General features: G+C 59.2%; 16 protein-coding genes and 1 pseudogene. 13 read left to right on the forward strand and 4 right to left on the reverse strand.

Annotated elements, in window-relative coordinates; translation table 11 throughout:
- Window positions 1–194: 194 nt before the first annotated feature.
- A complete protein-coding gene (locus XH85_RS16490) occupies window positions 195–794 on the forward strand; it encodes an AraC family transcriptional regulator (protein ID WP_420837889.1) in 600 nt (199 codons plus the stop codon).
- A 261-nt stretch (window positions 795–1,055) separates the two neighbouring features.
- Here the strand turns inward: XH85_RS16490 and ribB are convergent, their stop codons facing one another.
- The 4 genes from ribB to XH85_RS16510 form a co-directional block, all read right to left on the reverse strand.
- Window positions 1,056–2,132 carry a 3,4-dihydroxy-2-butanone-4-phosphate synthase gene (gene ribB / locus XH85_RS16495; protein WP_128932636.1) on the reverse strand — a complete coding sequence of 359 codons (1,077 nt, stop codon included), beginning with the start codon at window positions 2,130–2,132 and terminating at the stop codon, window positions 1,056–1,058.
- Between the two features lie 58 nt (window positions 2,133–2,190).
- Window positions 2,191–3,846 carry an acyl-CoA synthetase gene (locus tag XH85_RS16500; RefSeq protein WP_420837890.1) on the reverse strand — a complete coding sequence of 552 codons (1,656 nt, stop codon included), beginning with the start codon at window positions 3,844–3,846 and terminating at the stop codon, window positions 2,191–2,193.
- A 93-nt stretch (window positions 3,847–3,939) separates the two neighbouring features.
- Window positions 3,940–4,566, reverse strand: a complete 627-nt coding sequence (locus tag XH85_RS16505; RefSeq protein ID WP_128918405.1) for an Lrp/AsnC family transcriptional regulator — start codon at window positions 4,564–4,566, stop codon at window positions 3,940–3,942.
- A 363-nt stretch (window positions 4,567–4,929) separates the two neighbouring features.
- Window positions 4,930–6,336: a helix-turn-helix domain-containing protein gene (locus XH85_RS16510; protein WP_128932637.1), complete on the reverse strand. Its 1,407-nt coding sequence runs from the start codon at window positions 6,334–6,336 to the stop codon at window positions 4,930–4,932.
- A 144-nt stretch (window positions 6,337–6,480) separates the two neighbouring features.
- Between XH85_RS16510 and XH85_RS16515 the strand changes: the two genes are divergently transcribed.
- The 12 genes and pseudogenes from XH85_RS16515 (at window position 6,481) to XH85_RS16570 (ending at window position 21,097) form a co-directional block, all read left to right on the forward strand.
- On the forward strand, window positions 6,481–8,010 hold the full coding sequence (locus tag XH85_RS16515) for an acyl-CoA carboxylase subunit beta (RefSeq protein WP_420837912.1): 1,530 nt from the start codon (window positions 6,481–6,483) through the stop codon (window positions 8,008–8,010).
- Between the two features lie 7 nt (window positions 8,011–8,017).
- A pseudogene (locus tag XH85_RS16520) lies at window positions 8,018–10,032 on the forward strand (acetyl-CoA carboxylase biotin carboxylase subunit).
- Between the two features lie 112 nt (window positions 10,033–10,144).
- Window positions 10,145–12,025: a methylmalonyl-CoA mutase family protein gene (locus XH85_RS16525; protein WP_128932639.1), complete on the forward strand. Its 1,881-nt coding sequence runs from the start codon at window positions 10,145–10,147 to the stop codon at window positions 12,023–12,025.
- A 34-nt stretch (window positions 12,026–12,059) separates the two neighbouring features.
- A complete protein-coding gene (scpA, locus tag XH85_RS16530; RefSeq protein ID WP_128937303.1) occupies window positions 12,060–14,213 on the forward strand; it encodes a methylmalonyl-CoA mutase in 2,154 nt (717 codons plus the stop codon).
- Window positions 14,214–14,816: 603 nt separating this feature from the next.
- On the forward strand, window positions 14,817–15,176 hold the full coding sequence (locus XH85_RS16535) for a VOC family protein (protein ID WP_128932640.1): 360 nt from the start codon (window positions 14,817–14,819) through the stop codon (window positions 15,174–15,176).
- A gap of 122 nt (window positions 15,177–15,298) precedes the next feature.
- Window positions 15,299–15,754: a flavin reductase family protein gene (locus XH85_RS16540; RefSeq protein WP_245474126.1), complete on the forward strand. Its 456-nt coding sequence runs from the start codon at window positions 15,299–15,301 to the stop codon at window positions 15,752–15,754.
- Window positions 15,755–16,006: 252 nt separating this feature from the next.
- Window positions 16,007–16,876 carry a branched-chain amino acid ABC transporter permease gene (locus tag XH85_RS16545; RefSeq protein WP_128932641.1) on the forward strand — a complete coding sequence of 290 codons (870 nt, stop codon included), beginning with the start codon at window positions 16,007–16,009 and terminating at the stop codon, window positions 16,874–16,876.
- 37 nt (window positions 16,877–16,913) lie between these two features.
- The gene (locus tag XH85_RS16550) at window positions 16,914–17,891 is read left to right on the forward strand and encodes a branched-chain amino acid ABC transporter permease (RefSeq protein WP_128918400.1); all 978 of its coding nucleotides are present in this window, start codon (window positions 16,914–16,916) and stop codon (window positions 17,889–17,891) included.
- Window positions 17,888–18,613 carry an ABC transporter ATP-binding protein gene (locus tag XH85_RS16555; RefSeq protein ID WP_128932642.1) on the forward strand — a complete coding sequence of 242 codons (726 nt, stop codon included), beginning with the start codon at window positions 17,888–17,890 and terminating at the stop codon, window positions 18,611–18,613. The genes XH85_RS16550 and XH85_RS16555 overlap by 4 nt, the downstream gene beginning before the upstream one ends.
- Window positions 18,606–19,325, forward strand: a complete 720-nt coding sequence (locus XH85_RS16560) for an ABC transporter ATP-binding protein (RefSeq protein WP_128932643.1) — start codon at window positions 18,606–18,608, stop codon at window positions 19,323–19,325. Before XH85_RS16555 ends, XH85_RS16560 begins: the two co-directional genes overlap by 8 nt.
- A 287-nt stretch (window positions 19,326–19,612) precedes the next feature.
- Window positions 19,613–20,323 (forward strand): enoyl-CoA hydratase/isomerase family protein, encoded by a 711-nt coding sequence (locus XH85_RS16565; RefSeq protein ID WP_276486193.1) that lies wholly within the window; start codon window positions 19,613–19,615, stop codon window positions 20,321–20,323.
- 6 nt (window positions 20,324–20,329) lie between these two features.
- The gene (locus XH85_RS16570; RefSeq protein WP_128932645.1) at window positions 20,330–21,097 is read left to right on the forward strand and encodes a creatininase family protein; all 768 of its coding nucleotides are present in this window, start codon (window positions 20,330–20,332) and stop codon (window positions 21,095–21,097) included.
- The last annotated feature ends 64 nt before the right edge of the window (window positions 21,098–21,161 follow it).

Raw genomic sequence — 21,161 nt, forward strand, 5'->3', positions numbered from 1 at the left:
AGCTGGATCCGGACTCGCTCGAGCGTCCGGTCGTCGCACTCATGGTAAATACGCAGGAGAAAGAGGACGAAGTTCCGATCCACACACATCGGAAAGGGCAGTTGGTTCTTGCCCAGCGGGGGGGTGTGACTTGCGAGGTCCCTAGTGGGCTTTGGATGGTGCCTCCGCGATGCGGCGTCTGGATTCCTGGAGGCATGCCGCACAGCAACCGCGCGACCGCCAATGCCAGCATTTACTTCCTGTACGTGGATATGAACGCGGCACCTGTTCCGCACGAGTGTTGCACGCTGTCGATCACTCCTCTGCTGCATGAGGTCATTCATCGTCTGGCGACACTGGCGCCTCTTTATGATCAGGAAGGTCCGGCGGCTCATATAGTCGCGGTTCTGCTGAACGAACTCATCGAGATGCCGACGGAGCGATTGCATCTTCCGGTTACGCGTCATTCAAAGCTGCGTGCGATTGCGGATGCGCTGATGGAAAACCCGGCGGATCGCCGTACGGTGGCAGAGTGGGGCGAGGCGATGGCGCTAGGGGAGCGAACCTTGATGCGCCTCGTCGTCGCCGAGACCGGCATGACGTTCAGTCGTTGGCGCCAACAACTGCACATCATCATCGCGCTTCAGCGGCTGTCGGCGGGAGATTCAGTGCAAGCTGTATCCGAGGTTCTCGGCTACGACTCCGTCAGCGCTTTCATAACGATGTTCAAGAAAGCGCTTGGCAAATCGCCGGCGCGGTATTTTTCCGACCGTGCTAAGCGAGGCGAACAGACGCCCGCGGCTCATCTCAGTTAGAGAAGCTGGCCTTTTGAAAGTGGGACCGGCTGTCGTGGATGCTCGAAGTCCTCCCGCGACAATATTTCCGCTCATGAACAGGACCGGAAATCGGTGATCGCCCGGTTCGTTCTCATGACCGCGATCCCGTCCACGGACGTCCGTTGTGACTGACGTCTTTTGCTCTTGCATTGAGAGCGTCGACTTTGCGTGTCCCCTCGTGGTTTGAGCGGAACGGCGCCGCCGCGAAAGCGCTACCTTATGCGTCCTTCTTCAATTCTATCAGAGTTGCTCGTTTTTGATGATCTCGATGCCGAATCCCGCAAGCCCCTTGAAGTGATGGGTGGATGATGTCAGATGGCGGATCGAGGCTATGCCAAGATCTCGCAATATTTGCGCCCCAACGCCGATCTCGCGCCACTGCCGGTCACGGTGCTCTTCCGAAGAGGACGATGGGAGCAGGGGGGCCGGTGGAACACCAGCCGCACCGTCTCTTAGATAGACGAGCACACCACTTCCGTTATTTTTGAAGCGTTGCAGCACAACATTCATCTTTGCTTGTGCCTCTCCCGAGAACATGTCCCGGATGATGTTCGGCTTGTAAAATCGGGTCAGTACGTTCTTGCCGTCGCCGATCCCGCCATACACGTATGCCACGTGATGGATCGGATCAAACGGCGTACGATACGAATATCCCTGCAGCGGACCAATCGGGCTGTCGGCGGTCACACTTGAGACCCTTTCAACCAACTTCTCACGCGCCTGCCGGAAGCCAATGATCTCGGCAATAGTTACGTATTTGAGAGAGTGCCTGGCGGCGAAATCTCGAACTTGCGAGCCCTTCATCACGGACCCGTCGTCGTTCATCAGTTCACTGATTACTCCAACTGGAGCCAGTTTGGTCAACCGGCACAGGTCGACCGCAGCTTCAGTATGACCCGACCGCATCAGGACGCCACCCTCCTTCGATATAAGAGGGAAGATATGGCCAGGACGTGCAAAGTCGCTTGCGCTGACGTTGCAGTTGGCCAGCGCCCGGCAGCAGGAGGCGCGTTCTTCAGCTGAGATTCCGGTCCCGCCATCAGGCTTGTAATCGATCGAGACAGTGAAAGCGGTGGTGTGGTTGGACTCGTTGTGGACGACCATTGGATCTAGTCTCAAACGACGCGCATGCTCTAACGTGATGGGTGCGCAGACGATTCCAGAGGTATGGCGGATAATAAACGCCATCCTTTCAGTTGAGCAAAGAGACGCCGCGACAACGAGATCTCCTTCACCTTCTCGATCATCATCGTCCGCGACGACGACAATCTCTCCTTCGGAGAATGCTTTCAGGGCGGCAGAAATCGAGCCCATCATGTGTCTCTCGGTCCGTTTGGTGCGCTCAATGACCAAGTTTGTGTTCGACGCCCCAGCTTTAGCCCGCTATTGCCTTCGCTGATCCAGCCGTTTCACGTAACAGGAACTTCTGAATCTTTCCGGTGGAGGTTTTCGGAAGCGGGCCAAAGATTACTGATTTCGGTGCCTTGAACCCTGAAAGCTGATTCTTGCAAAAAACAATGAGTTCGGGTTCTGTTACAGCGGAATTGTCCTTGAGCTCGACAAAAGCACACGGGACTTCGCCCCATTTCGCGTCCGGCTTGGCCACCACGGCAGCAAACAACACGGCCGGATGCTTGTAGAGCACGTCTTCCACCTCCACCGATGATATGTTCTCGCCCCCTGAGATGATGATGTCCTTCGATCGGTCTTTGACGATGACGTAGCCATGTTCATCCAGAACGCCGAGATCGCCGGTGTGGAACCAACCGCTCTCGAAGGCCTGCCGGGTGGCTTTCTCGTTTTTCAAATAACCTTTCATTACCATGTTGCCGCGGAACATGACTTCGCCGATCGTCTCGCCGTCACGCGGTACTTCCTGCATCGTCTCGGGATTCATGACCGTGAGGGCGTCCTGCAGATGGTAAGGCACGCCCTGCCGGCTCTTCATCTTCGCGCGCTCGGCTGCGGGCAACTCGTCCCAACCAGGTTGCTCGGCGCAGACGGAGGCGGGCCCGTAGACCTCGGTTAGGCCGTAGACGTGCGTGAGCTTTATGCCGATGCTCTCAGCGCCTTCGAGCACTGCAACCGGAGGCGCTGCGCCGGCGATCAGGCCCACGACGCCGCGGGCCGCATTGCGCTCCAACGCGTCGGGCGCGTTGATCAGCATATTGTAGACAATCGGCGCGCCGCACATGTGGGTAACGCCGTGCTGCTTGATCAGCTCGAAAATCCTGGTCGGCTCGACCTTGCGCAGGCAGACATTAATGCCGGCAGCTGCTGCCAGGGTCCAGGGGAAGCACCAGCCGTTGCAGTGAAACATCGGCAACGTCCAGAGGTAGACCGGATGCTGGCCGAGATTGCCGGCGAGGATGGTGCTAACGGCACTCAGATAGGCTCCGCGATAGTGCGTTACGACCCCCTTTGGATCACCCGTAGTTCCAGAGGTATAACTGAGAGCAATTGCATCCCACTCATCATTCGGATGATGCCACGCGAAGGCGGGGTCGCCGGATACGAGTGCAGTTTCGTAGTCGATGTCCCCGATTGCAGTGCTCGAGAAGTGATTGTCCCTGACATCGACGATCAGTGGCTTCGGTCCGGATAGGAGGGCGATCGCCTCCCTAATCAGGTCTGCAAATTCTGGGTCGACCAGCAGGACTTTGGCGCCGCCATGATCGAGCTGAAACGCGATGCTGGCGGCGTCAAGCCGAATATTTATGGCGTGAATGATCGCTCCGATCATCGGTATTGAAAAGTGCGATTCCACCATGGCCGGCACGTTTGGCAGCATCACGGCGACAGTATCGCCGCGACGGATGCCGTACTGATCCAGAAAGGAGGCAAACCGCCTGCAACGCTCGAAAGTCTCCTTCCACGTGAAGCACCGTTCCTCGTAGATGACACTAGTGAGATTCGGATAGACGTGGGCGCTGCGCTGTAGGAAGCTCACCGGGGTCAACGGTACATAATTCGCTTTCACTTTATCCAAGTTCTTGTCGAATGGACTGATCGTCATCTTTTCTGGAGCCATTGGGTTACATCGTGAATCAGAATGAGTGTCGATGGCCACCGTGATTGGAGTCGCTCTCAACGGTCGCTTCTGACATCGCATATTTTTTGGCGGCTAAAGGCCGGCCGTGCCGTGATCAAAGATCCGCGAAGTCTCCAAGTTCATTCCGCCGTCGGGCCGAGCCTGAGGCGAAGCATCATATTGGGATTTGGTGGGTCTCTCGATGCGCCTAGAAGCAGGGTTGCCCGACTTGATCTGAACGGGACGGTTTGTGTCGATAGGAAGCACAGTCTTATGGGAAATCCGCTTCAGCGCCAGGCTTGAGCGAATGCTGGAAACACCTGCGATCCGTGAGAGCTTGTTCACGATGAGGTCTTCAAGAGCCTCGATGTCTGATACCATGACGCGAAGGAGATAATCGCTATCTCCCGTCATGAGATAGCATTCCATCACCTCACCCAGGCGATCTATTGAGCGCGTGAAACTGTCGAGGGACAATTGAATCTGCTTTTCAAGTTTGATCTGTATGAAGGCAGTGACGCCGATGCCGAGAACTGCTGGATCCAGCACAGCGATTCTTCGGTCAATGACTCCCAGCTTTTCGAGGGTGCGAACTCGGGCGAGGCAGGGGGATGGTGAGAGATTGACGCGAGAAGCGAGCTCAACGTTCGTCAAGTTCGCGTTCTGCTGCAGTTCATTCAAGATCTTGATATCGATCCGATCTAAAGCTGTCGTCGTCATGTCGGTTTCTCCCGTGGGCAAGCGTTCGTTATGGCATCGAGGCCCGGCCCCCCGCGTTATCTCGCGTGATGACATCTCGATGAAACGAATGCTAACCGCTGCCTGGGCTTGTAGAATTTCGATAATATGACGACTTATATCGAAAAACGGACAATCTATGCGGCGCTGCCAAATCTATTCTGCATTGCCGAAAAGGCTCGTTTGGCTGTTGCCACGGCTGTGTGCACAATGATTGCAGAATGAGCAACCGCCTCTGGCTGCAATTGCGCAGCCTCTGCTAACCTCTCGTGGCGAACGCATTTAGTGGAGCTGGATCCCTAGCAAGAGCAGAGATCTTAGGAGCCTCGCGTCACCATTCCCCAACTAGCTTGAAATCCGGTAGGGCAGTATGTCCCTGCAGTCTCGATCGATGTTCAGTCTGCTCTTGAGCGGAGGGATCGCGCGCTGGGGACAGCTGGTGCGCTCGCAGATTCGACAGGAGATTCCGATCGGCTCGTAGGTGCCTTTGTTGGTGAGGTCGAGCCCGTCCGCATAGACGAAATCCTTGGCGTAGGAGACCTCGCATCCGAGCGCGATGGCGTAGCGCGGGCGCGGCGAGCCGAAGCCGCCGCGGCCTTTCGAAAGTTCGGTCGCAATGCAGAGAAACCTGACGCCGTCCGGCGTCTCGGCGAGTTGCCGAATGATCTGGCTGGGTGCCTCGAACGCCTGATGAGCGTTCCAGAGCGGGCAAGCCGCCCCGTAACGTGCGAATTGCAGCTTTGCCGCGCTATGTCGCTTGGTGATGTTTCCGGCGCGGTCCAGCCGCGCGAAGAACACGGGCACGCCCTTGGAGCCCGGTCGTTGCAAGGTGGACAAGCGATGGGCCACCTGCTCCAGGCTCGCGCCGAACCTCGTGGCAATCAGCTCCAAATCGTGGCGCAAGTCTCGCGCGGATTGCAGGAATCTTTGATAGGGCAGAATGAGAGCGCCGGCGAAATAGTTGCGCAATCCCGCCGCGCAGACGTTCCGCGCATCGGCGGATCGAAAAGCCGTTTGGTCGGCAATCTGGCCAATGCGCTCCTCCTCCTCGAGGGCGGCGATTTGCAGTGCGATCTGGAAGTTTCGGGTTGGCGTGGGAAGGTAGGGGCTCAGCCACAAGGTGCGGGATGCACGATCGAATTGCCGTAACGAATTTTCGTGCGGTCCGCTCTGGCGGATCTGCACGCCATGTCGGGCCTCCAGGTGGTTGACCAGCGCCGTGGTCGTATTGTTGTCGGGAATGCCGAGGCGCTCGGCGAGCGCCTCGGCGGCGGTATCGAGCTCGTGGACGTAATTGTCGACCAGATGAAAGAAGTCGCGGACTTCTTCGTAAGCGGTCGGCTCGCCGGCCCAGTTGACGATCTGGCCGTCCAGACTGGCGAGCTGCTCGCTGTTGCGCCGGTACGCCTGGTGCGCGTTGAGGAGCGCTTGCGCGAAACCCGGCGCGTTCTGAACGACGAGTTTCAGCTCCTGCATGTTCGGCGCGTAGGGCGCAAAGATCGGATCGGCCAGCGCTTCCGTCAGCATCGACATGACCCTGTCGTTGTCATTGACCGACAGCGAACTGAGGTCGATCTGAAAGCGCTCGGCGAGAAGCACCAGGACAGAGGCCGAAACCGGCCTCTGGTTGTTCTCGATCTGGTTCAAATAGCTAAGTGAAATTCCGAGCCGTTCGGCGAACGCCTTTTGAGTGAGCTTCTTGCTCTCCCTCACCTCGCGGAACCGTCGCCCAATAAATAGCTTTCCAGTCATTTGCAACTTCGCAATTTGCAATTCGCAAGAATGTAACATGCGCAGTTGTGCATGTTCAAGCCTTCTCAAGGTAGGTTTTGCGGTTGTATCGCGGGAGAAGGGCCGGCGTAGCGTAACGGCGGGGCCATCGAGGAGAATTCCGTGATCTCGACCATTGAAGCCCTTGAAGACCGTCGTGCCGGCGCAACGCTCGGCGGCGGGGAGAAGCGCATCGAGGCGCAGCATGCTCGCGGCAAGCTGACCGCACGCGAGCGCATCGAACTCCTGCTCGACAAGGGATCGTTCGAAGAGCTCGACATGTTCGTCGAGCACCGCTCCACCGAGTTCGGCATGGAGAAGACCAAGGTGCCCGGCGACGGCGTCGTCACCGGCTGGGGCACCGTCAACGGCCGCAAGACGTTTGTCTTTGCCAAGGACTTCACGGTGTTCGGCGGCTCGCTCTCGGAAACGCACGCGCTGAAAATCACCAAGCTCCAGGACATGGCGATGAAGGCGCGGGCGCCCGTCATCGGGCTCTATGACGCGGGCGGCGCCCGCATCCAGGAGGGCGTCGCCGCGCTCGCAGGCTATTCCTACGTGTTCCGCCGCAACGTGCTCGCCTCCGGCGTGATCCCGCAGATCTCCGTCATCATGGGCCCCTGCGCCGGCGGCGACGTCTATTCGCCTGCCATGACCGACTTCATCTTCATGGTGAAGAACACCAGCTACATGTTCGTCACCGGCCCCGACGTCGTGAAGACCGTCACCAACGAGGTCGTCACGGCCGAAGAGCTCGGCGGCGCCTCGGTGCACGCCACGCGCTCCTCGATCGCGGACGGCGCCTTCGAGAACGACGTCGAGACGCTCCTGCAGATGCGGCGCCTGATCGATTTCCTGCCCTCCAACAACACCGACGGCGTGCCGGAGTGGCCGAGCTTCGACGACACCGCCCGTATCGATATGTCGCTCGATACCCTGATCCCCGACAATCCGAACAAGCCCTACGACATGAAGGAGCTGATCCTGAAGGTCGTGGACGAGGGCGATTTCTTCGAGATCGCGGAAGCCTTCGCCAAGAACATCGTCACTGGCTTTGGCCGCATCGCAGGCCGTACCGTCGGCTTCGTCGCCAACCAGCCGATGGTGCTGGCCGGCGTGCTCGACAGCGATGCTTCGCGGAAAGCGGCGCGCTTCGTTCGTTTTTGTGATGCCTTCAACATCCCGATCGTCACCTTCGTCGACGTGCCGGGCTTCCTGCCGGGAACCGCGCAGGAATATGGCGGCCTGATCAAGCATGGCGCGAAGCTCTTGTTCGCGTACTCGCAATGCACGGTGCCGCTGGTGACCATCATCACCCGCAAGGCCTATGGCGGCGCCTTCGACGTCATGGCCTCCAAGGAGATTGGCGCCGACATGAACTACGCCTGGCCGACCGCCCAGATCGCGGTGATGGGCGCCAAGGGCGCTGTCGAGATCATCTTCCGCTCCGACATCGGCGACCCCGACAAGATCGCGGCGCGAACCAAGGAATACGAAGACCGTTTCCTGTCCCCCTTCATCGCCGCCGAGCGCGGCTACATCGACGACGTCATCATGCCGCACTCGACAAGGAAGCGGATCGCGCGGGCGCTCGCGATGCTGAAGGACAAGAAGGTGGAAGCGCCGGCCAAGAAGCACGACAATTTGCCGTTGTGAGATCGCAGTGTTCAAAAAGATTCTGATCGCCAATCGCGGCGAAATCGCCTGCCGGGTCATCAAGACTGCCCGCCGGATGGGCGTTCAGACGGTTGCGGTCTATTCCGAGGCCGACCGCGATGCCCTCCATGTCGAGATGGCCGACGAGGCCGTGCTGATCGGCCCGCCGGCTGCGGCCGAGAGTTACCTGGTGATCGAGAAGATCGTGGACGCCTGCCGCAAGACCGGCGCCGAGGCCGTGCATCCCGGCTACGGCTTCCTGTCCGAGCGCGAGGCGTTTCCGCGCGCGCTGGAGGCGGCCGGCCTCGTCTTCATCGGCCCCAACCCCGGCGCGATCGCCGCGATGGGCGACAAGATTGAATCCAAGAAGGCGGCCGCCAAGGCCAAGGTCTCGACCGTGCCGGGCTATCTCGGCGTCATCGAGGACGACAAGCACGCGGTCCGCATCGCCGACGAGATCGGTTATCCCGTGATGATCAAGGCCTCCGCCGGCGGCGGCGGCAAGGGCATGCGTATCGCGAACTCCAAGGCCGAGGTCGCCGAAGGCTTCAACCTCGCCAAGGCCGAGGCCAAGGCCTCGTTCGGCGACGACCGCGTCTTCGTCGAGAAGTTCATCGTCGATCCCCGCCACATCGAGATTCAGGTGCTGGGCGACAAGCACGGCAACGTGATCCATCTCGGCGAGCGTGAATGCTCGATCCAGCGTCGCAACCAGAAGGTCATCGAGGAGGCGCCGTCGCCGCTGCTCGACGAGGAAACCCGCCGCAAGATGGGCGAGCAGGCCGTCGCGCTGGCCAAGGCCGTGCACTACGATTCCGCCGGCACCGTCGAGTTCGTCGCAGGCCAGGACAAGAGCTTCTACTTCCTGGAGATGAACACGCGTCTCCAGGTCGAGCATCCCGTCACCGAGCTCGTCACCGGCATCGATCTCGTCGAGCAGATGATCCGCGTTGCCGCCGGCGAGAAGCTCGCCATCGCGCAGAGGGACGTCACGCTCACCGGCTGGGCGGTGGAATCGCGCCTCTATGCCGAAGATCCGTTCCGCAACTTCCTCCTTCGATCGGGCGCCTGGTGAAATACCGCCCGCCGGCGGAAGCCAGCAAGGATGGCATCACCGTGCGGAACGACACCGGCGTGCAGGAGGGCGGCGAGATCTCGATCCATTATGATCCGATGATCGCCAAGCTGGTCACGCATGCACCCTCGCGCGCCGCCGCGATCGAAGCGCAGGCGACCGCGCTGGACGCGTTCTATGTCGACGGCATCCGTCACAACATCCCGTTCCTGTCCGCGCTGATGCATCATCCGCGCTGGCGCGAAGGCCGGCTCTCGACCGGCTTCATCGCCGAGGAATTCCCGAAGGGCTTTGCGGTGCGCGTGCCGGAAGGCGAGGTCGCGCGGCGGATCGCTGCGGTCGGCGCCGCCATCGATCATGTGCTTGGCGAGCGCAAGCGGCAGATCTCGGGGCAGCTGGGAGGCCGCATCGTGCAGCGCGAGCGTCGTCGCGCGGTCTGGCTCGATCACCAGGAGATCCTGCTCGAGGTCGGACGCGAGAGCGAGGCGATCGCGGTGCGCTTCATCGATGCCGAGGGCAAGGCCGGCAATGCGCATCTGTTGCAGTCACCGTGGAAGCCCGGCGATCCGGTCTGGCAGGGCACCATCGACGGCCAGTTCATCGCGGTGCAGACGCGGCCGATTGCCAACGGCATCCGCCTCGCGCATCAGGGCGTCGAGGTGCCGGTCTATGTCTGGACCGAGGCGGAAGCGGCCTCGGCACGCTTGATGCCGGTGACGACGGCCTCCGATACCGGCAAGAAGCTGCTCTGTCCGATGCCGGGCCTCGTGGTCTCGATCGCCGTGAACGAAGGGCAGGAGGTCAAGGCCGGCGAGACGCTCGCGGTGGTCGAAGCCATGAAGATGCAGAACGTGCTGCGCGCCGAGCAGGACGGTACCGTGAAGAAGATCCACGCCAGCGCCGGCGCGACGCTCGCGGTGGACGCGCTGATTTTGGAGTTTTCCTGACTACTGCAAAGATCGCGGCCTGAGATGGGCAGCCCGTCTACAGGACTTCCGTTTACCTCCGGGCAGAAGTGATGTTGGGCAGCTCGGCGTCACTTGGGATTGAGTGGCGTTGATGAATACCGCACAATTCGCATTGGCATCGGCCTTTTCGCCTGCTTCACGCGAGGACTGGCGCAAGCTGGTTGATGGCGTGCTAAAGGGAGCACCCTTCGAAAAGCTGATTGGCAAGACGTACGACGGCTTGAGAATCGAGCCGATTTACCGCCGAGCGAAAGACATTACGCCGATCGAGGGGCGTGCACCCGCGGCGCCTTGGCAGATCATGCAGCGTATCGATCATCCAGACGCGGCAGCAGCAAACAGGCAAGCCCTCCAAGATCTCGAGAATGGAGCGACGGGCCTGGCGCTCGTCTTTGCCGGGGCCAACTGCAGCCGCGGGTTCGGCTTGGACCCAACGGCGGGCGCCGTCGCCAAAGCTCTAGAGGACGTTCACCTTGATGCCGGCATTGGGATTGAACTTCGGATCGGTACACATGGGCGTAAGTCCGCGATCCACGTCGCGAAATACGTGAAGTCGGTCGGTCTCGATCCTGCCCTCTGCGACATTAGATTTGGGCTGGATCCGCTGGGCGCGTGCGCCCTCCGCGGACGCAGTCGATACACCTGGAAGGAAATCGCGCGGACGGTTGCCAGCACGATCAAAGGGCTCGTAACGCTGGGGTTCAAAGGGCCGTTCGCTGTGAGCGATGGCCGTATCGTTCATGATGCCGGCGGCTCAGAAGCGCAGGAGCTTGCCTTCGTGCTTGCCTGCGCGGTGGCATATCTGCACGCTATGGAAGCGGCGCGCATTCCGCTGGATCAAGCACGAACTATGATTTATGCGCGACTCGCTGCTGACGCAGACCAGTTTTTGACTATGGCCAAATTCCGCGCGTTACGACTACTCTGGGCGCGCATCGAATCGGCGTGTGGACTTGCGCCAAAGCCGCTGTTTATTGCGGCCGATAGCTCCTGGCGCATGTTGACCAGGCGCGATCCCTACGTGAACATGTTGCGCGCTACCTTGGCGACATTCTCTGCGGGAATCGCCGGTGCCAATGCGATCACCGTTCTCCCGCACACGTTGGCGCTAGGCCTTCCGGACGCGTTTGCGCGGCGCGTGGCGCGCAACACGCAGCTCCTGCTGCTGGAGGAAAGCAATCTAGCCAAGGTTAGCGATCCTGCCGCAGGTGCTGGCGGCATTGAGGCGCTAACAATGGAGCTATGCGAGGCGGCCTGGAGGAGCTTTCAGGAGACTGAAAATGCCGGAGGCATTTTTGCCACTCTCCAACAGGGAACGTTTCAGGCGAAGATCACAGCTACGCGCAGGGCGCGTGAAGCCAATCTCGCGAAGCGCCGCGACCCGCTGACCGGGGTGAGCGAGTTCGCAAACCTTGGCGAAGGCGCAGCGGCGGTACTGAACGTAACACCGATGGCTCTTCCGCCAAACGTTGACCAGAAATACGTATTCGATGCACTGCCACCGATCCGGCTTGCGGAACCATTCGAATCGCTCCGCGACAAGTCCGATGCGATATTGAAGCTACGCGGCATGCGGCCGCGAGTGTTTCTTGCTAGTCTGGGCACACCGACCGACTTTACGGCCCGCGCGACCTTCGCGAAGAGCTTCTTCGAAGCCGGAGGAATTGAGGCTATCGACGGCGCAGGCGTTGCCGACCCAGCCGAGCTTGCCCTCGCATTCACAGGCTCAGGCGCCGAACTCGCCTGCCTTTGCTCCAGCGACAAGATCTATGCGGAGCGCGCCGAAATCTCCGCCCAAGCGCTTCAGCAAGTCGGTGCTAGGCACATCTATTTGGCGGGACTTCTCTCTCAATCCGAGGCCGCGTTTCGGCGGGCTGGCATCGGCAGCTTCATTCACGTCAGTTGCGACGCCTTGGCAACGCTAAATGCCGCTTACGAGTGGATCCAAAACCCGAAGATTTCCTTCGGATAAATGACAATCGAACGCGAGCACTCAAATGTCATCCATCAGCGGTATCCCGAATTTTGCAAATGTTGCTTTCGAAAGGTGCTCGGTCGTCACCTCTTCTGTTCCCGTCGATCCGTGGGTGACTCCGGAGGGCATTCCGGTCAAGTCAGCATACGGAGAAGCAGATATCGCCGAGCTCGATTTCCTCGAGACCTACCCGGGCATCGCGCCGTTCCTGCGCGGTCCCTATCCGACCATGTACGTCAACCAGCCCTGGACGGTCCGGCAATATGCCGGCTTCTCCACGGCGGAGGATTCCAACGCGTTCTACCGCCGCAACCTCGCGGCCGGACAGAAAGGCCTCTCGGTCGCCTTCGATCTCGCCACCCATCGCGGCTATGACAGCGACCATCCGCGGGTCGGCGGCGACGTCGGCATGGCCGGCGTCGCGATCGATTCCATCTACGACATGCGCACGCTGTTCGCAGGCATCCCGCTCGACCAGATGAGCGTGTCCATGACCATGAACGGCGCGGTGCTGCCGATCCTCGCGCTCTATGTCGCGGCCGCCGAGGAGCAGGGCGTTCCGCCGGAAAAGCTCTCGGGCACCATTCAGAACGACATTCTGAAAGAGTTCATGGTGCGCAACACCTACATCTATCCGCCCGCGCCCTCGATGCGGATCATCTCGGACATCTTCGCCTACACCTCCACGAGGATGCCGAAATACAATTCGATCTCGATCTCCGGCTATCACATGCAGGAGGCCGGCGCGACGCAGGACCTCGAGCTCGCCTATACGCTCGCCGACGGCGTCGAATATCTGCGGGCCGGTCTTGCCGCTGGCCTCGATGTCGACCGCTTCGCGCCACGGCTGTCGTTCTTCTGGGCGATCGGCATGAACTTCTTCATGGAGGTCGCCAAGCTGCGCGCCGCGCGTCTGCTTTGGGCGAAGCTCCTGAAACCGTTCAACCCGAAAGACCCGCGCTCGCTGTCGCTGCGCACGCATTCGCAGACCTCTGGCTGGTCGCTAACGGCGCAGGACGTCTTCAACAACGTCATGCGCACCACGGTTGAGGCGATGGCGGCCACCCAAGGCCACACCCAGTCGCTGCACACCAACGCGCTTGACGAGGCGCTGGCGCTGCCGACCGATTTCTCCGCCCGCATCGCCCGCAACACCCAGCTCTTCCTTCAGCAGGAGAGCGGCACCACCCGCATCATCGATCCCTGGGGCGGCTCGTATTATGTCGAGCGCCTGACGCGCGATCTCGCCGCCAAGGCCTGGAGCCATATCCATGAGGTCGAGGAGCTCGGCGGCATGGCCAAGGCCATCGAGGCCGGCGTGCCCAAGCTGCGCATCGAGGAAGCCTCGGCCAAGACCCAGGCCCGCATCGATGCCGGCAAGCAGGCCGTGATCGGCGTCAACAAGTACAGGCCGACGGATGAGGCACCGATCGATATCCTCAAGGTCGACAATACCAATGTCCGCCGGCTTCAAATTGACAAGCTGAAGCGGCTGAAATCCGAGCGCAACCAGAAGGACGTCGATACCGCGCTCGCCGCGCTCACGCGCGCGGCCGGCGAAGGCAACGGCAATCTGCTCGCGCTCGCCATCGACGCGGCGCGGGCCAAGGCCACCGTCGGCGAAATCTCGGACGCGATGGAAAAAGTGTTCGGTCGGCACCGCGCCGAGATCAAGTCCATCACCGGCGTCTACAAGCGGGAAGCATCCAGCATGGGCAACCAGGTCGAGAAGGTTCAGGCGCTGATCGACGCTTTCGAAGAAGCCGAGGGCCGCCGCCCGCGCATCCTGGTCGCCAAGATCGGCCAGGACGGCCACGACCGCGGCCAGAAGGTGATCGCCTCGGCCTTTGCCGATATCGGCTTCGATGTCGACATCGGACCGCTGTTCGCCACGGCCGATGAAGCGGCACGGCAGGCAGTCGAGAACGACGTTCACATCCTCGGCGTCTCTTCGCTTGCAGCCGCCCATCTCACCGCCGTGCCGGAGTTGAAAGCCGCGCTGAAGAAGCAGGGCCGCGAGGATATCATGATCATCGTCGGCGGCGTGGTGCCGCCGCAGGACTACGACGCACTCTACGCCGCCGGCGCCGAGGCCATCTTCCCGCCCGGCACGGTGATCGCAGACGCAGCCGAGGAGCTCATCCACAAACTGAATGCCCGGCTCGGGCATAGCGAGGCTGCATAGCCTGAATACAAACTCACCCGAGTGCTCGTCCGAATATGACTAGCAGGCAGCAATCATGTCGATGTTAGATCGAATTCGTAATGAGATAGATCACCTCCGCGTTCAGGTCGGACGTCACCGCAGGGAAGTGTCTCGACTGCGACATTCAGGAATAGACGTGGGCGCAACGGAAGCGCTCATCGGCAAGATACAGGCGAAAATTCAAGAATTATGCTCGGAGAGAGATGCGCTGAGGAAGATGCAGCCGAGTCCGACAAAGGGTAGGGTCGGTCGTCGGAAATGGTGAATCTTAGAGCTCGCGCAGTAGATATGCAGCGCCAGCTCTTTGTCCGTAGCTGCCGAAATATGCGGCAGAGTTGCCTCAGGCCTCCGCGTTTCGATCAGAGCAGTTCGAGCCCAACCGCAACGAGCATTTCTATCGCCGAACCGTTGGCGAAGAGAAAGTCTTGCGTCCGTGGGCAACAGCATAAAATGCTGATTGGTCATGTGGGGCATGACGACTTTGAACATTAATGCCGAAGGGACAGCGCAACTATGATCACGCAATTGTAGTCCTCGGCGGAGGCATGAATAAACGGTCCTCGCCAAACAGGGAGTGAGAAGATGAAGCTTAAGCACGTCTATCTTACCGCTCCGGAACCTGAAGCACTGGCCCGCTTTTACGAAGCACTTGGATTGACGATCCGCTTTGCTGACCGCGGCAAGTGGATTCAGTTCGTAGGAGACAAGGCCGCCTTTTGCTTAGCAAGCCCTGCGGAATCCGTGTCCGAGCAGTTTCGGAATGCTGTGGTTGTATTCGAGGTGGAGGATATGGACGCTGCGCTTGAGCAAGCGCGGGCGGAGGGCGCTGAGCTCGTCGGTGAAGTTCGGGAGATGGGGGCGCATGGCCGGGTGGCCCATTTGAAAGATCCGCAACGCAACACAATTCAGTTCTTTCAGGCTGTGGTCAAGAAGGGCGTCTAACCCGCTTTATGAACTAGATTCGGTTCGATTTATCGGGGAAACCTATCACCATGAACTTCCGAGTGTCGCCCATGCCTAGTCAAGAAATCCCTGCGTTCAGTAGCAAGGAATTCCGGAGCGCAATGCGCAACGTGCCGGGTGCAGTGTCTATCGTAACTACGGGGGTGCATCCTAGCAGGCACGGTTTGACGCTGACGGCCGGCTGCTCATTGTCGACCGAGCCATCGAGCGTGCTGGTCTGCGTGAACAAGTCGGCTGGCGGTCACGATACGATAAAGCAGAGTGGATCATTCTGCTGGAATATTCTCGCGGCGGATCACGCCGAGCTGGCAAGAAAGTTCTCCGGGCAGGACGGCAGCAAGGGTGACATACGCTTTACCGACGGTTTGTGGCGCGAACTGATTACGGGAGCGCCAAGTTTGATCGATGCGATTTGTAGCTTCGATTGCCGACTGACTGACTCTCACGATGCTGGCAGTCATACGATCTTCGTCGGTGAGGTGGTCGCACAAGCGATAAACGCCGATCGCGACCCCCTTGTCTATGTGAATGGCGAATTCACAGTACCGAAGCGTTAGAACTCCGACTGGTTCGGGGAACGTGCTTGAGTCATGGAGCGGATACTAACGCCGCTTCTATGAACCGATGTTTGTAGCCAATAAAGGTCAATTCTGGAGCAAGGGTGCGGCGATGAGCGTTGAGGAGACCAGGCGGAAAGCGATTAGCGAAGTCATCTCGATTTGGAGCGATGGACGCGAGGCGCCAGCCGCGCCTTCGGACATCCCAATGTCCTGGCTGCGGTGTCCACTCGTACCGCTCGTTGCTCACTAATGTTGTCACTTTGGCTCAACGTTCTTGCGAGCGGCATTCTGCTTGGTCTCGTTTATGGCTTGGTGGCGCTGGGGTTGACCATCATATTCGGCGTGATGCGGGTAGTAAACTTCGCTCACGGTGAGATGGTCGTCTTCGGCGTCTATATCGGATACTGGGCGGTCCGTCTTTGGGACGCCCCGATCATCGTAGCGGCGGCAATAGCTGCGGTCGTCATGTTCCTTTTCGGGTACCTCCTGGAAGCCCTGATAGTGAAGCGGTTCGTCAACCGGCCCCATCATTACCAATTCATTGTATTCATCGGTCTATCGCTGCTCTTTAGCGGCGTCCTTCTGGTCGGCTTCGGGCCTGACCCGCGTCCGAGCGCTTCTATACTATCGTTTCGCACTGTATCACTCGGCTTCGTGACGCTCGATCTGGCGAGATTGCAGGCGGCGATAACCGCGGGTGTGCTTATCGCTCTGCTGGGAGTATACCTCCGGTTTTCCTCGCTTGGCCGGGCGTTGCGAGCGGCCGCAGACAACCGGTTGGGAGGGCTTGTCGTTGGATTGAACATTCCACGGGTCTACGCGGTGACGTTCGGAATTGGTGCTGCCTGCGCCGGTGTAGCCGGGGCGCTGATATCTCCTCTGTTTGATGCCCAACCCTATCTCGCCGTTGACTTCACGCTTCTTGCTTTCGTGACGGTCATTGTCGGTGGTCTCGGCAGCTTCAGCGGAGCGCTGCTGGGAGGCCTTGTTATCGGCGTTGCCGAGGCAATTGCGGCTCTGATGTTCACACCGTCGATGAAGACGGCGCTTCCCTACGCGCTCCTCATCATCATCCTGATTTTCCGTCCGAGAGGGTTCTTCGGTGCAAAAGAGATTTGACGGCGGGCCTGAAGTAAAGCGGTGGCTCGCGGGAGCGATGGTCTTCATCGTTCTTGCGTTCGTGGGCTCTTCTGCAGATCCGTACTTTATCTCACTGATGACGATCGTGTTGCTATTCACTTTCCTGGGGCAGTCCTGGAACTTGATGCTTGGCATCGGCGGCCAACTATCGATTGGCCATGCGCTTTTTGTCGGGCTAGGTGCCTATTCGGTTGGCGTCCTCTACGTCAAGTACGGAATCTCGCCGTGGATTGGCCTCTTCCTTGGAATGATCATTGCCGGGTCAGTCGGTGCGGCATTGGCCTGGTTGAGCTTCCGCTTCGAAGTGCGCGGAATCTATTTCGCGCTGCTGACGATTGCGGCTGCGGAGTTTGCCAGGATCATGTTCAGTGGATGGGAATTCGTTGGCGCAATGCAGGGGCTGTTCTTTCCGGCGCCAACTGGCGCGATCGAATTCTCAATGCTCCGGGGAGGAGCCCGCTTCTATTACTTTGTCGCGCTCGCACTGGCCGCGCTGGGAATTATAGGAACCGAACTGATTTCACGATCCTACCTCGGATACGTGTGGCGAGCGATGCGAGACGATGAACCGGCCGCACGAGCGCTGGGGGTCCGCACTTTCCGGCACAAGATTCTTGTGATCTCTGTATCCGCCGCAGCGGCCGCGGCCGGCGGTGGGGTTCTGGGACTCGTGCAAGGGTCGATATTCCCGGACTCAATCATGGGTATGGGGCTCTCTGTTGATGTGCTGATCGGACCTGTGGTCGGTGGGCTGGGGACGACGTTCGGTCCTCTGATTGGCTCGCTTGCCGCGATCCCTCTGAACCATTTGATGAGTGCCATCGGCGACAATCTTCGGATTCCGGGGCTGAACAATATCGCTTACGGAATTGTCCTCATTTTGGTCGTCTGGTTTCTGCCAGATGGCATCTGGCCGGCGATCGTGCGTCTCTGCAAAGCAATTCAGGCGCCATCCCGACTGTGGTTGCCGCATCTGAGGAAGGCCGAGGAATGACGGCTCTATTGGAAGTAAAGAACCTCTCTCGATCGTTTGGGGGATTGGTTGCGGTCAAGGACGTCAACTTCACGCTAGAGGCCGGACGTATTACTGCGCTCATTGGGCCGAATGGTGCGGGAAAGACGACCTGTTTCAACCTTGTCGCCGGCTCCCTGAGCCCGACCAGCGGGCAGGTGTTCTTCGAAGGACGCCAGATCGACAGTACCCCTCCGGAAATTGTCTGCAGGATGGGTATCGCAAGAACATTTCAAATCGTTCGACCAATGCGTGATATGTCCGTGCTCGAGAACGCAATGGTGGGCGCCTTCAGCTGGACCAAAAGCGTAAAGGAAGCCAAATCGAAAGCCTACGAATCCCTTGAAAGCGTCGGACTCGCCGGCAAGGCCAATGCGCGGACGGACCAGCTAACGCTTCCGGATCGGAAAATGCTGGAGACGGCGAAGGCGTTATCCACTCGGCCAAAACTGCTGTTGCTGGATGAAGTAATGGCGGGCCTTCGACCGACAGAAGCGGCGGGTGTCGTCCGAGTGCTGCAGACACTTGCCGAAGGCGGCCTGACGATCCTCCTGGTCGAACACGTCATGCGGATCGTGATGGAAGTCGCGTCGAACGTCATCGTACTTCATCACGGTGCCAAGATCGCGGAGGGAAGTCCCGCAGAAGTGGTTGCCGATCAGAAGGTTCTTGATAGCTATCTAGGGGCAGGCTTCCATGCTTGACGCGGCGCTCTTATCGATTGACGGGCTCTCTGTTGCCTACGACGGATCGAGCGCATTAAACGGCGTCTCGCTGCAGATCCGCAAAGGAGAGTTGATCTGCGTCGTTGGGGCGAATGGTGCAGGGAAAACGTCGCTCATCAGATCGATCTCGGGTATAGTACGATCTTCAAGTGGCACCGTAAAAATGAACGGCGTCAATATTGCTGGGCTGCCGCCATGGGAGATATGCGAACGCGGTATAGCGCAGGTCGCCGAGGGTCGACAGATTTTCGGCAGCCTCTCTGTCGAGGAAAATCTTCTGCTAGGCGGATCACTGAAGCGCGCGAAGGCCTATCAGCTCGAGACGCTTGAGTTCGTCTACCAACTGTTTGAGAGACTACGGGAGCGTAGACGGCAACTGGCAGGGACCCTATCCGGGGGCGAACAGCAGATGTTGGCGATCGGACGTGCGATCATGTCGAAGCCCGAAATGGTTATGTTCGACGAGCCGTCGATTGGGTTATCGCCTGCACTGACAGATGTGATGTTTGGCGTAGTGAAATCGCTCCACGAGCAAGGGATTACAGTGCTGCTGGTCGAACAGAACGTGGCGAAATCGCTTGCCTTGAGCAATCGCGGCTATGTCCTGGAGAATGGTTCAATCGTACTGCACGGATCGAGTCAAGAATTGCTCAACAATTCCGAGATTCAACGCGCATATCTCGGAATGTAGCGGAGCTGTGGCGCAAATTGCGCCGAGCACTGTGCTCTCTCTCTCTCTCTCTCTCTCTCTCTCTCTCCCTCTCTCTCTTTCTCTTACTTAACGGTCCTTCGGACCAGCGGAATTGCAAGCCGTCTAAGCAGATAATGCCGTGATGTGCCGCCGGGGCAACCTTTTGTGTTGATGCCTGCCGACGATGAAGCGGTGTACAGCAATCAATTCCGAGGTGCGTCACCTAGGCTCTACTCATGATACAGGATGATGCCCTCTTAATCGATCGCCACCTTGACCTGGTCACAATGACTATGAATAGGCCACCGGCAAACGCGTTGAACAACGAACTAGTTGAGCGCTTGCTGGATGCCTTTCGGGCGCTTGCCAGCCAGGCGATGCCGCCAGGTATTGTTCTGACTGGTCAGGGTACCCGGTTCTTCAGTGCAGGCGGCGACATAAAGGAAGTGACGGGCATCGAGATATCCCGGCCTCGTATGAGGTCGTTCCATGCGCTCCTTTGCGAGATGGAGCGATATCCGGCGCCGCTTGTGTGTGCCGTCCGAGGTTACGCTGTCGGCGGCGCGTTGGAATTTCTTCTGCACGCCGATTACGTGATCGCGAATGGCGAGTGTAAGATCGGTTTCCCGGAAATCAACCATGGTCTCTTGCCCGCGGCCAAAGGCATGCGGAAGGCAGTGCAGAAACTGGGACTTCGTGATGCGCGAGCGCTGCTATATTGTGGCGAGCTGGTCGATGCAAGGAAAGCACTCGAGATCGGAGCAATCGACGAGATTGCAGCGACTTCGGACGTGACGTCGCGAGCGTTAGAAGAGTGTAAGTACCTTCGCGGAAAGGATCAAAGGCTATTTGCGGCCATCAAGCGCTCGCTGAACCTGACGGACCAGATGGACGACGCCTCCCTTGAGGCGATGACAATTGAGGATCTTGGGGCCTACCTGACGGGAGACAGTTCGGCAGATGCGCGGGCCCGATTTCTGTCGAAAAACGCAAAGTAGGCATCGATGACCGAATTTGCTTCTTCTGATGAAGTTCGACTGGAGTTGATGAATTTCGAGCAGGTGTCGGCGGCCCTGGCGCAGGGGACGTCGACGATCCTGGTACCGTGCGGGGCCGTCGAGCAACATGGACCGCATCTTCCTCTTTGCATGGATGCCGACCACGCTGATGCGCTCGCATATAAGGTGGCGCGGCATCTTGGAAATGCTTTGATCGCACCGACAATCAAGGTCGGCTGCTCAGCTCACCATCTCGTATTTCCCGGCACCATCTCCCTTCGTCCTGAAACGTTCGAAGCGATCTGCCTCGACTACTGCACAAGTCTCGCTCGGCACGGCTTCAAGCGGATCCTGCTGTTCTCGGGACACATCGGTAATTTTCCAATCCTGCGCGACATGCTTCCTCGATTGAAGCAGGCTATTCCCGAAGACGTCGAGATCGACGTATTCTCCGATTCGATCGCATGGATCGACAGGTGGCGAAGCGCCGTCAAAGAGGCCGGCGCAAACCCAGATGCGGTCGGCGGTCATGCCGACATAGCGGAGACGTCTCTCATGCTGTATCTGCGTCCCGACAGCGTGCGGCCGGATCGGTTCGAGGCGGGGCACCTTGGCGCGCTGTCTGAAGAGCAACTTCGGTCCATGTGGAGAAACGGCGTCAAATCGGTCACTGCCAACGGCATCATTGGCGATCCGCATGGGTCGACTGCGGCAATTGGCGAGCGATGTCTTGAGGCGATAACCGAGCTCCTCGTCGCGTCCTTTGACAAATAGACGGGGTCGTATCGAGCGCATCCCGCTCTTCGAGCACTGTCCCCAAGTAAATCGCCACGTCGTT

It is taken from the genome of Bradyrhizobium zhanjiangense (assembly GCF_004114935.1).
Lineage (GTDB): Bacteria > Pseudomonadota > Alphaproteobacteria > Rhizobiales > Xanthobacteraceae > Bradyrhizobium > Bradyrhizobium zhanjiangense.